Source organism: Gordonia sp. (in: high G+C Gram-positive bacteria), from assembly GCF_020438995.1.
GTDB lineage: Bacteria > Actinomycetota > Actinomycetes > Mycobacteriales > Mycobacteriaceae > Gordonia.
Genome location: NZ_JAGQTN010000089.1, coordinates 1 through 12,428, shown reverse-complemented (window position 1 = coordinate 12,428; position 12,428 = coordinate 1). Strand labels below are relative to the sequence as shown.

The following is a 12,428-nucleotide window of genomic DNA, read 5'->3' as shown; positions in this document are numbered from 1 at the left end:
GGTGAGCATCGCATCGACCCCGGACCCGCCGTACACGGCCGTCATCTTCACCTCGATCCGCACCGACGTCGACAACGGCTACGCAGCGATCGCAGAAGCGATGGACGAACTTGCGGCTGAACAGCCCGGATACCTCGGTGTCGAGTCCGCCCGCGAGAACATCGGGATAACCGTTTCCTACTGGGAATCTCCCGAGGCCGCACGCGCCTGGAAGCGTGTCAGCGAACACAGCCTCGCCCAGAAGCGTGGCCGCGACGAGTGGTATCGGGAGTATCGGGTACGCATCGCCACCGTCGAGCGTGACTACGGCCTGCCATAGCCGGGTCATATCTGCCGTCGATGATCAAGGGTTCCGCGCCCTCCCCGAGATCCGGCGGTATACTTGTGCAATGAATGTCGCCGAAGCCGCTGATCAGCTCGGTGTCAGCCCGCGCAGGGTCCGTGCGTTGATCGCGGCCGGTCGCGTGAACGCCGCCAAAGTCGGTACGTCGTGGCAGGTGGAGACGTTGCCGGACGGACGGCGCCACAGGCGCCCGCTGTCCGTCAGGTCCCGGCGGATGCTTGTTCACGCACTCCACTACCGGACATTGACCGGGCTGTCGGGCACCGATCGTTCACGCACAGCCGCGCGTATCCGTGCCCTGCGCACCGCCGACGACCCGTCCGCACTGCTGGCCGACTGGTGGGGCGGCGCCCCCGACCACGACGGCGGGCTGTTCGAGACCCACCTGATCGCCAACGCTGTCGCAGGCAACACCGAGTACATCCGATACTCGGTCTCCCAGCACCACTATGAATATCTACGCGACCCCGACGATCTCGCCGACGTGGTGGCCACCGAACGCACCATCCGAGGCTGGTCGGTGCGTCGACTCGCCGACTCCGCCGATATCGACCCGGCCGCGGTCCGACTCATCGAAAGGGCCGAGCAAGCGCCGCTGTCCGCTGTCCGCCGCACCCTGCGCGCTCTCGACATCGAACCGACGGCGCTACCGGACTTGCGAATAGCGCCGTGACTCGGCGACTGGAAGCCTGGCTGGACGGCGGCCACGTCGGGCAATTCATCATCGATGGCGACACCACATATTTCCGATACGACACGGATGCGCCTGACACCCCGATTTCGTTGTCCCTTCCCCGCACCGGCACAGCCACCAAACGGGCGGCCGCAAACTTTCTGGAGAACCTGCTCCCCGACCACGAACACACCCGTGTTCGTCTGGCAGCGACGTACGGCGCGCGCAGTACCGACACTGTTGAGTTATTGGAGAAGGCCGGCGGCGACATCGCCGGTGGCCTCGTCCTGGTCCCGGAAGGCACCGAACCCGTTTCTGCCGCCGCCGAACTCAACCCGGCGGTCGACCGCGACGTGGCCGACCGGATCCGGAGCATCAAACACGATCCCGACGCCTGGGCACCTCGCAATCTGCCGGCCCGCTTCTCCCTCGCCGGAACACAAGGCAAGTTCGCCATCGCGTCGGTCGACGGCGATTGGTACTGGTCCAATGCCTCCCTCCCGTCAACCCATATCGTCAAACCCGGTCGGCCGGACCTTCGGTGCGTCGAAGACGCCGAGGTCGCCGCACTCAGGCTGGCACGGGCGGCAGGCATCGGCGCACCTGCCGCGAACATCCTTCGCGTCGATGACCAGCATGCCTTCATAGTTGAACGCTTCGACCGCATCCGCGATCCAGGCGTCCCGATTCCGCGGCGTCTACATGCGGAGGATCTTGCCCAGGCCCGTGGGCTCAATCCGGACCGAAAGTACGGTGTCACCGCCAGGCAGGTCGTGGAATCGCTTCGCCCGGTGGACACCTCGGGCAAGCTGGTGCGGACCTTCTTGATGCAGCTGGCGTTCAACGCTCTCGTCGGAAATGCCGATGCCCACGCCAAAAACTACTCGATCCTGTTGCAGCAGAACACGATCAGCGTTGCGCCGATGTACGACGTTGTGCCGGTGGGACTTTATCCCAGCTACGACCAGAAACTGGCGATGCGGATCGGTGGAGCCAGGTTCGCCGCCGAGGTCACGATCCACCACTGGCGAAAGCTCGCCCGGACAAGCGGTCTCGATGAGAACGAGGTCACCGACGTGGTGGTGGGCGTCGCCACAAGGGTGCTCGAACACAACGACACGTCCTGGGACACTCTCGCCGACAATCAGCGCAACATTGTTCGCGACTCGATTGCACGCAATGCAGAACGACTGCGCGCAGACATGTGATGACACAGCGACCGCAGCTTCGATCCCGGTACCGCCGCACATCTGAAGTGAGAGGTCATCGAGGTGCTCAATGACCAGTGATCGGTTATCTCGAATTCCGGACTACGAGCAGGCTCATCGACGTCATGGACCCATGTACGTTGATGGTTGTCCGGATCGGACCCATCGGCACATCGGACTTGTCGATGACAGAGAATCTTCCGGGACTCCATAGTCCGTCGGTTCGCACCTGCTGGTCCGATCCGATTCCGATCTTGACCTTCGCCGTCGATACCTTCAACTCGATGTCGACCACTGGCCCCAGGAGTTGGGCCTGCGCGAAGTCCAGGTCGATGGTCGCCGTCGATCCGGTGAACAGCATGGCCAGATCGGGGGTCCACACCCCGACGCGTTTCACCTTTTTCATGTGGACGTTGTACTCGACCCGGTGATCTGCCGGAACAACAGAATCGCGGAGCGCACCTGGCGTCCCGCCTACTGCCGATATCGGAGCGCCGAACAGCGCAGTGGCGGCACCCGGGAGATCTTCGACGACCTCGAGGAGTTCACGACGCGTACGCGCTCGGTAGGCACGCCCTGAGCGTTCCTCGAACTCCGATACATCAAGGTAAGCATTTGCGAATGCTTCGCTGAGGATTCTGACTGCGCGTTCCCTTTCCGGATTACCCACCCGGAGTCGGTCGTCGGACCGATCACGAGAGTCGCTGTCAGCCATGCCGGTCACCCTAGCAACGCCGGACTATCGCGTGAAGTCCGGTTCTCCAGTGCCACAACCAAGGCACAGAGACCCCAGTTACCACTCCACATGCATGAATCCACCCCGTGTGCCGGCGGGGTGGATTCACACAATCGAGGGGTGTGTCAGGCGCGGACGGCGCGGACGCCCATCTTCTTCGTTTCGTAGATGCACAGGTCGTCGACCCAGAAGGTGCCGTTGAACACGACGAGGGTGCCGCGTTCGTCGGTTTCCACCGACAGGATCTCCACGGCCGAGCGGGCCAACTTGGCCAGCGGCGTGACCTGGCCGCGGAAGCTCCAGTCGAAGGACTGGTCGTGGGCGACCTGCTCGAAGTGGGTGGCACCGTCGGCGACACCGGCGAGCCGGGCAGCGGCACGAGCACACTGCTGCATCGCTTCCAGGCCGAGCGAGCCGGGCTGCACCGGGTCCTGGAAGAAGTGCGCCTTGAAGAACCAGGCCTCCGGGTGCACGTCGTAGATGGCGACGGCGCGGCCCAGACCGGCCTCGCCGGCACCCGGCCAGAACTTGACACGGTCGAGCACCTGTAGGCGTCCCTGATGCAGGTACGGCGCGCCGGACAGTTCCGGACCGAGGTACTCGACGTTCACCGGGGCCTCTGCGTTCAGCCCGTCGAGGGTGAACTGCGGCGACTTGAGACCCACCTGGTTCTCCATCGCCTCCGGCTTGAAGAAGCCGAACGCGGTGTTCATCGTCATGACCACTTCGTCGTTCTGGGTGCAGACGACGTCGAAGAAGCAGATCGTCGATCCGCCGCCCTCGGCGTAGCGTTCCATCGTCGTCGACACCCGCAAGGTGCCGACGAGGGCCGGGCGCAGCTGGGTGATGTTCTTGCCGTCGAGGTTGCGGAACAGCACGTCGTCGAGACGATTGGCGGCGAAGCCGTTGTACGAGGACAGCCAGCCGCACGGCTGCAGCAGGATTTCGATCAGCACCGACAGCGGCACGGCATCAGAGTGGGTGTCGGCCAGGTACCAGGCGTCGGCGGGCACGTCGTATTCGGCGACGCAGGTGCCGCCCTTGGTCGGCACCCCGGGCGGGCTGTCGACGCTGATGATCCGCGAGACGAAGTGGTACGGCTCATCGGGCAGACGCGGCGCGCGACGCGTGCCGTCGAACGGCTTGTACAGCTCACCGAACGCGTCCGAGGGCATGCCGCGACCACAGGCGAGCAGCGCACCGTAGTCGCCGCGAACGTCGGTGGTGCCTTCCAGGATGTGCACCGGGCCGGGGGCACCCGGGGGCATCGGCCAGTCCGGGACCAGCCGGATACCGAAGCGGCGGGCGTGGAACACCTTGAAACCGTCGCTGCGGCACAGCAATGCGGCGTACACCGTCGGGATGGGTCCGTCGACGATTTCTTCGATGAAGACCTCGTAGTCGAGGGTGTGGTCGGCGTCCGGGATGACCTGCCCGCGGCATACGAACCGGCTCATCTCGTCGGGCACCGGCTCGAAGCGCCAGCCGTCGTGTTCGATGGTGAAGCCGTAGGCGGCCATCGCGAACGACAGTGCTTGCGTGGCCGCATCGGCCATCAGGGTGCCGGGCATGCACGGGTCGTTCTTGAAATGCCCGTTGTAGAACCAGGAGTCGGCCGGCACGTGCGCGCGGGCGCGCAGGTAGCCGCGGCCCCACGGGCCGCCCTCCGGATCGAATTCGGCGATCTCGTCGAACAACCGCAGCTGGCCCTTGGGCAGCGACGGGGTGCGCGAATGCGCGGCGGCACGCTCGAAGCCCTCACCGAAGCAGGTGTAGGCGTGACCGTCGACGTAGGCCTCCAGGTCGGCGGCGCTGAAGGACCGCTTGGTGGTGACCTGCGGCGGTGTGTCGCGGCGAGCGCCCTCGCGGGGTGCGTCGTCGGCGGCATCCCAGAGCACACCGTCGGAGTCGGCGAGTTCGGCGTTGGAGAAGAACCCGGCCTGGCCGTTGCGGACCGAGATCATCAGGCGGTCGCCGATGTAGCAGTCGTAGTGGAAGAAGAACAGGCGGGTGTCGCCGGTCTTGGCATGGCCGTCGATGTGGATCTCGTAGTGCAGCGTCTCCCCGCCCTTGGGCAGCTCACCCATGAACGTCAGATCGCAGCCCAGCAGCCGGTACACACGTTCGCTGCGGTTGCTGAAGTCGGCGCCGAGCCACGAAGCGAGCAGCAGGTCGGCCTGCCCCGATTCGATGACCACACCCGGTGACATGCGTCCGTTGTGCATGTACCAGGCGTCGGGGTCGACGTCGGTTTCGGTGACGATGGTGCCGGTCTTCATGGTGCCCGGTTCACCGTCGATGCTCATCACCCGGTCGGCCAGCAGCAGCGGCGGTTCGGGCATCCGCACCAGCCGCTCGTACTGATCGTATTCGGCGAACTTCGGCCCCATGACCTCCGAGACATTGCCTCCGGCGAGGATTTCGAGTTGCGCGCGGGTCCACAGCGGAGCCGGTCCCGCGGCCGACGGAGCGGGGGCCGATTCCTCACGCACAGGAGGTGTCTGCGGCGGCACGAAAGCTGCGGCCGGCGCGGGCGTCGGCGGGGCCGCGATCGGGGCCGGCGCTGCCGGCGCGGCGACGACGGGTGCAGCGGCTGCCGGCGCGGAAACCACAGGTGTGGAGATCACTGGCGCGACGACGACCGCTGCGGCGGGCGGCGCAGCGGCAGGTGCCGATGGACCGGCCACAATACGTGCAGGCAGTTCACCGCGGCGGCGGGCAACCACCGCCAGCATCGCCTCACGTGTCTGCAGGAACGCGGCATGTGCCTGCGCCTGTCGTTCGACGAACGAGGTGTGCGCGGCACCGACCGAGTCGATGACGCCGAGCACCGCAGCGGACGGGTCACTGACCACCGCCGCGGGTACCTGGCCGGTGGGTGCGGCGGACGCGGCGGCGGGAACGCTCACGTACTCGGTCTGGGTGACCACGGTCTGCGGCAGGACCAGCGCGGGTGGGTACGACGGTGCCGGCGGCATGTGCTGTGCCGGGGCGGTGTCGGGTACGGGCATCAGGGAACTCACCTTCTGGTCTGCTGAAACAGCCACTGGTTCAATGATTTTCGGTGATATAACGGCCTGACCGTTGGGGCCGCCCGGAGCACTCGGGGCCGGCGGTACCACAGGACTGGCGGTCGCGGGGGTCGCGGTCGCGGAAGCTCCGGCAGCGGGGGTGATGTCGGGCCAGTGCCCGGCAAAGCTCAACGTGCGCACGGATTCTGACGATTCGCCGGACTGCTGGTCGCGTAGGTACTGGATGCGGGCGTCGAAGTTCTCGACGGCCACCGGCACCCCGTGCACCCACAGCTTGGACACGGTCTCGGCGAGTGCGCGCAGCCCACGCCGTTCCTGTGCGTCGAGGGCAACCGCCACGTGCGGCCGATCGCCGAGGATCTTGGGGATCGCGGCGGTCAGGATCCCGCGCGGGCCGTGCTCGACGAAGACGCGGACGCCGTCATCCCATGCCTGACGGATCGTGGCGGGGAAGTCGATCGGTTCGAGTGCCTGCCGGGTGATCGCGTCGGCCGCGGCCTCACGGGTCGGGGTGTACGCGCCGGTGACGCCGTTGCTGTAGAAGCGCACGCCCTGCACCGGGAAGGTCTCGCGGGAGTGGATGCGGTGCCACACGTCGGTGAACGGTGTCATCGCCTCGCAATGGATCACCATGTCCAGGCCGAGGTACATGTTGGGCGGGTTGCCGAGCGCCTCGATCACCCGTTTGCACGCCTGTGGGTCGCCACCGATCACACAATCGTCGGGTGCCTGCACAATCGTCATGTAGGCGCGAGGTTCTGCTGCGAGCGCCGCGTCGATCTGCTCGCGCGGTGCGCTGATCCGCCAGCACTCCCACTCGGTGGGCTTGCTGCCCTCGCCCCAGGCCTCGCCGGCGATGCGGCATTCACCGGTGATCTGCCGACCGTACATGCGTGAGTCGACGATCTCGGCAAGCATGGGCTGCAGGTCGCGCCACACCCCGAATGCCATCAGTGAATTGGTCTCGCCGGATGACAGACCGATCGCTGCCGTCGGTTGCAGGCCCAGCACGGTCCGCGAGAATTCGGCTTGGGTCTGGCATACGACCGCGCAGCCGGTCAGCTGGAAGTACGGATCCAGGCCGGTGATGTCGTCGCCGTACATCTCCGGAACCAGGTCGGCGCCGCCGGGAAACCGTTGTGCCAGTGCCTCGGCCACCTCGGGCCAGGCCAGCAGCAGTTCGCGGCCTGCTCCGGGATAGGCGGCGGCCGCACCGGTGAAGGTGAAGCCGATCTCGCCGCTGATCGGGGCGTCGGCGAACAGGATGCCGGGCCCGGCCGGTGCCGCACCGCGCGCGAGCTGGTCGGCGGCGCCGCGGCGCAAGGTGTCGAGGGTGGCCGGATTGTCGGCGACGAGCGCGCACCGTACCGGTCCGTCGCCGCCCTGCCGGCCGCTGCGTAGTGCGTCCAGCAGTTCGGCATCACTACCGGCGGAATATCGCTCGGTGATCGGCAGCAGTCCGGGTGACAGTGGCGCGGGAGCATCGGTGTCGACGCGCACGCCGATACTGTCGGTGCGGCCGCCGAGCGCGGATACCCGCACCTGGGCGGTGTTCTCGGCCGGCGCGGGTTGCGGACCGCTGGGCTCGACCCGGACTCGGGAACCGAGCGCCATGACCTGTGCGGCGATCTCGACGGCCGCCGATGCGGCGTGGGTACGTCCGAAGCGGCCCGCGGCGATCGCCGCCGAATCCGCGTCCGGAGTGCTGTCGGTGTCCGGGGTGCTGTCGGTGTCGAGGACTGCAAGGATCTGCTCCCCTGCGGCCTCGGCGTCGGCGCGCCGTTTGAGGACGAACACCACCGCGGCATCGCCGTGCTCGGTGGTGTCGCCGGTGACGGCATCGGCTGCCCGTCGGTGCGCCGGTTCACGGCACAGATCGACGGCGCCGGCGAGCACGGTATCGAGTTCTCCGGCGCGCAACGCGCGGGCGGCGATCTTCAGGGCGGTGATGCCCGACAGTTCCTCGCTGGACACGGTGAACCCGAACCCGCGGAAGTCACGCTGAGCGTGAATGCGGTTGGCGGGGATGTTGGGCATCGTGCCCACCACTCCGTCGGCGGTCAGTTGCGGCGCCGATTGGGTGTTGGCGGTCAGCCACGCCTCGTCGTCGGTGTGCAGGACCCGAAGGCGCTGGCGGCCGATCATCGCATCGCAGCCCATGCCGATGACGACGCCGGTGCGATCACGTTCGGTGCCGATCCCGTGCAGCGCCTGCGCGGCGGCGGCAAGGACCGTGGTCTGCTGGGCGAGGCTGCCCTTGAGTTCGCTGGGTGGGAAACCCAGGCCGGCCAGTTCGAGTCGCACATTGTCGAGCGCGGTCGGTTCGGCTTCGGGACCGAGTGCGCGCCTGCGGAATTCGTCGATGTCGGCGGTGTCGCCGGTGACCGCCCCCAGACCGCAGATGACGACGTCGCCGTCGTGCCGTGCGGGCGGCGTTGCCGGCGATTGCTGCTCGGCGGGTACGTAGTTCTGGACGATCAGGTGGGCGTTGTTGCCGCCGAACCCGAAGTTGCTGACCGCCGCCGTCTTGACGGCCGCGGCCCAGCGGGTGGGTTCGGTCACCAACGTGAACGGGGTGTCGGCCAGGGCCGGGGTCTGGGCGTCGCACAGCGACGGCGGTAACGTGCCCGCTTCCATCGCCGAGAGCACGTTGACCAGGCTCGCCGCCCCCGACACTGTGATCGTGTGTCCGAGGTTGCCTTTGAGGGCACCGAGTTTGAGAGGTGCGTCACCGTAGGCTTCGCGCAGGCTTTCCAGTTCGGTGGCATCACCCAAGACGGTGCCGGTGGCGTGGCAGTCGATGTAGTCGACATCGGCCGGATTCAGGCCCGCCTGGGCAAGCGCATCACGCATCGCGGCGGTCTGCCCGGACGCCGCCGGCGCCAGGATGCCGCTCTGGCGGCCGTCGTTGGACAACCCGACGCCTCGGATGACACCGAGAATGCGATCACCGTCGCGTTCGGCGTCGGCGAGCCGTTTGAGGGCGACTAGGGCGGCACCGGCGGACGGCACCAGGCCGTCGGCTTCGGCGTGGAACGGGCGGGAGCGGCCCGACGGGCTCAGTGCCCTCAGGGACGTGAACCCGAGATGCAGGAACAGATCGTCGGCGCCGTTGATACCTCCGGCGAGCATCAGGTCGGCGGCGCCGTCATGGAGGGCATCACAGGCCAGTTTGATCGCGTACAGCGACGACGCGCACGCGGCGTCGAGGGCGTAAGCCGGACCGTCGAGGCCCAGCGCCCCGGCGACCAGGTGCACCGGCAAGCCCGAGGAGAACCGGTTGCGGGGGTCGACGTACTCGCCGCCCGCCCAGACACTTTCGACGAACGCGGTGTTCATCGTCGACGGGTAGGACAGGTTGCCGACGATCAGACCGGTTCGCGTCGTTGCCTCATTGCCGGGCAGCGCCGTCCGCGCGCAGTGCGCCAGCCAACTCACCAGCGGATCGAGCCGATCGAAGTCCGGGATCCGTGCCGCGATATCGGTCAGGTCCAGCGCAGAGTCGTCCACGATGCCGCCGGTGGCCGAGGCGACCCGCAGGCCCGGTTTGTCGCTGGTCGCCAACGCCTGCGGGTCCACCCCGCGCCAGTGATCGCGCGGGGTGGGGGTCAGCAGGCTGCGGCCGGCCAGAGTGGCGTCGAACAGGTCACTCGGGGTCGATGCTCCGGGCAGCAGGCAACTGCGGCCGACGATCGCGATCGGCGCGAAATCGCTCACGCGGTGGCACCGTCTGCGTTACCGGCGACATAGAACTCGACACCTTCAAGTGACGCGATCGGTGCACCGTCGGTGGTCTCGAACACGATGTCGTAGTCGACACGCTTGTCGCCGAGCGGGAACGCCGCCAGACGGCACTGCACTTCACCTTCAGCGGGGAACGGCGCGGTGAACACCGCACGCCCCACGCTGACGGGGAGAACCAGCGGCATTCCCTGCGCCGAGGCCCACAGAATGCCCAGTTGCAGGGCGCCGTCGAGCGCGGCGGGATCGGTCGACCAGGCGCCGCCGGTCCAGCCGGCCTCACCCTTCACCTTGAGCAGGGCCGAACCGCCGGCCGCACCGAATGCGGTGAGCTGGTCGATCACCTGGAAAGCCGGTCCGTGAAACAGCGGTCCCGCGTACGCGTCTGCCACTCCGAACGGCCACGCTCGGTCACCGGCAGCCGATACCGACACCGGCAGATCAGTGGCCGACCCCGATTCGACTCGGGCACTGTAGCGGGTCCGGCCGCCGGCGTCGCGGATGCTGACCGCGTAGGCGGCGCCGTCCGCGACGACCTCGATGGTCAGCGCGTGCTGCTCCCCTGCCGGGAACGTCACTCCCGACAGCACGCGGAAGTCCCGGATCACCGGGGCGTCCGCGTTGGCCAGACCACGCACTGCACGCAGTACGGCATCGAGAACGAACACCACCGGGATGACGACGTTGCCGCGCACCTGATGGTCGGCGAGCACCGGCGCCGCCTCCACGGAGATGTCCCAGGCCAGGGTGGTCGACCGCAGCTGCGGTGCTGCCGGGGCGGCGACCACAACGGCGGTGGCCGATGCCCGTCCCAGGGCGTGCCGGGCGAAGAACTCGGCGCCCTCCCCGATCGGGATTACTCCGACGCCTGCCTCTGTGAAGCGGCTCTTGAGCGTCGCGTCGACCATGCCGCCGTCCCACGGACCCCAGCCGAACGCCCGGACCACGCAGTTGTCGCCGCGGCGACGGGCCTCGCGGGCCGCGATGGAGTCGAGTGCCGCGTTGGCGGAGGCGTAGGCGGCCTGTCCGGGGTTGCCGGCGCGGGCCGCAATGGATGAGAACAAGGCGATGAACCGCAGTTCGTCGGCCGAGGTGGCCGCCAGGAGGGTTTCGGCACCGATCAGTTTGGTGCGGAACACGCGCAGGAAGCCGTCGTCCTCGAGGTCTTCGAGACGGCGGTCCGCGAGGACTCCGGCGCCGTGGACGAGCCCCACGATCGGGCCGAGGGTGTGACGCACCTGCTCCAGCGAGGCGTACAGCGCATCCCGGTCGGTGGTGTCGGCGGCGAAGTACTGTGCCACCGTCCCTTGCCGCTGGGCGGTCGCGAGCGTCTCCCGAACTTCCCTCGCGGCAAGAAGCTTTTCGGCTGCGGCGCGGGCCTGCGGCAGGGTCAGGGACTCCCCGCGGGCGCGGGCCGAGGACGCGAGCGCGGTCGCGATCTCGGTTGCGGTGGTGCCGGCCGGCTCGTCCGCCGACTCCGGCGCCAGTGCGGTGCGACCGAGCAGAGCCAGCCGCAGACCGTGCCGTCTGGCCAGTGCCAGCGCCGAGCGTGCGGTCACGCCGCGGGCACCGCCGGTGACGACGACGACACCTTCGGCCGGGACGGGGATGGTCTCCCCGACCTCGGTGGCGTCGACCTCGTCGATGGCGACCAGGCGCGTGCCGTCGGCCCGCAGGGCCACCTCGACACCGCTGCCGCCGGCGAGGAGTTCGGCCGCGATCCGTTCGGGATCGAGGATTTCGATGTCGATGGCGCGCACTGATGCGTTGGGCCACTCCCAGCTCGCGGTCTTGACAAGGCTGGCGACGCCGGTCGGGACGTCGCCGCCGGCGAAGGTGCCGCCGGTGGCCTGGATGGTGACGAACACTCGTGATGCGGCGCTGCTCTTGGCGACAGCGCGGGCGGCATGGAAGGCGCGCACGTGCATGTCGACGCACTCGTCGGGGGTCCGGACGGTGCCGAGCGCGGCGAGGCTGATGACCGCGCCTGCCTCGTCGGGCACCTCGTCGACGGCCCTGGCCTTGATGCCGTGGGTGACGAGCACCCGTTCGAGGGCGTCGGCGAAGGCCGGGTCCTCACGGGTGATCAGTACGTCGCCGTCCTGTAGGCCACCCATGGCGAAACCGGCTGGCGGTACGACACGCAGCTGCGCTTCGGTACAGCTCAGACCGACGGTGGGTGTGGCGTCGAAATCGGCCGAATCAGATGCTGCGGCAACGGCTTTGGCCGTCGTAGCGCTGCCGCCGTCAAAACCCGCGATCGAGTTCACCACGTCTTGCAGGGTGCGCATCGACGCGAGCTCGGAACCGGGAATCTCCGGGGCACCCGGGTAGCGGGATTGCAGTGCCGAGAGGATCTCGACCTGCTTGATGGAGTCGATACCGAGCTCGGCCTCCATCTCCATCTCCAAGCCCAGCATGTCGGCGGGATAGCCGGTCTTCTCCGACACGATTTCCAGGACGACGTCGCTCGGCGACTGGGTCGGACCGGTCGGCTGTGCGGCGGCCGGCTGTGCTGCCGGGGCGGGGGTGGCGGGCGCGGCGAACGCCGCAACGGAGTTCACGACATCCTGCAGGGTGCGCATCGACGCCAGTTCGGAACCGGGAATCTCCGGGGCACCCGGGTACTGCGCCTGAAGCGCCGAGAGGATCTCGACCTGCTTGATGGAGTCGATACCGAGCTCGGCCTCCATCT

Annotated in this window: 6 protein-coding genes; 3 read left to right on the top strand and 3 right to left on the bottom strand. The window is 67.9% G+C overall.

Annotated features, from left to right (window positions below; all coding sequences use genetic code 11):
- Position 1: 1 nt before the first annotated feature.
- From KDB67_RS07370 to KDB67_RS07360, 3 genes are all read left to right on the top strand, one after another.
- Positions 2-319, top strand: coding sequence for an antibiotic biosynthesis monooxygenase (locus tag KDB67_RS07370; RefSeq protein ID WP_291014259.1), 318 nt, complete (start codon positions 2-4; stop codon positions 317-319).
- Between the two features lie 70 nt (positions 320-389).
- The gene (locus tag KDB67_RS07365; protein ID WP_291014257.1) at positions 390-1,016 is read left to right on the top strand and encodes a helix-turn-helix domain-containing protein; all 627 of its coding nucleotides are present in this window, start codon (positions 390-392) and stop codon (positions 1,014-1,016) included.
- Entirely contained in the window at positions 1,013-2,224 is a 1,212-nt protein-coding gene (locus tag KDB67_RS07360) for a HipA domain-containing protein (protein ID WP_291014255.1), read from the top strand. The genes KDB67_RS07365 and KDB67_RS07360 overlap by 4 nt, the downstream gene beginning before the upstream one ends.
- 85 nt (positions 2,225-2,309) lie before the next feature.
- Here the strand turns inward: KDB67_RS07360 and KDB67_RS22360 are convergent, their stop codons facing one another.
- The 3 genes from KDB67_RS22360 to KDB67_RS07340 all read right to left on the bottom strand — a co-directional run.
- Complete coding sequence (locus KDB67_RS22360; RefSeq protein ID WP_366851910.1) at positions 2,310-2,939, bottom strand: DUF1707 domain-containing protein; 630 nt, start codon at positions 2,937-2,939, stop codon at positions 2,310-2,312.
- Between the two features lie 146 nt (positions 2,940-3,085).
- Positions 3,086-9,709: a beta-ketoacyl synthase N-terminal-like domain-containing protein gene (locus tag KDB67_RS07345; RefSeq protein WP_291014249.1), complete on the bottom strand. Its 6,624-nt coding sequence runs from the start codon at positions 9,707-9,709 to the stop codon at positions 3,086-3,088.
- A partial coding sequence (locus KDB67_RS07340) for an SDR family NAD(P)-dependent oxidoreductase (protein ID WP_291014246.1) occupies positions 9,706-12,428 on the bottom strand: 2,723 nt, incomplete at its 5' end. The genes KDB67_RS07340 and KDB67_RS07345, both read right to left, overlap by 4 nt.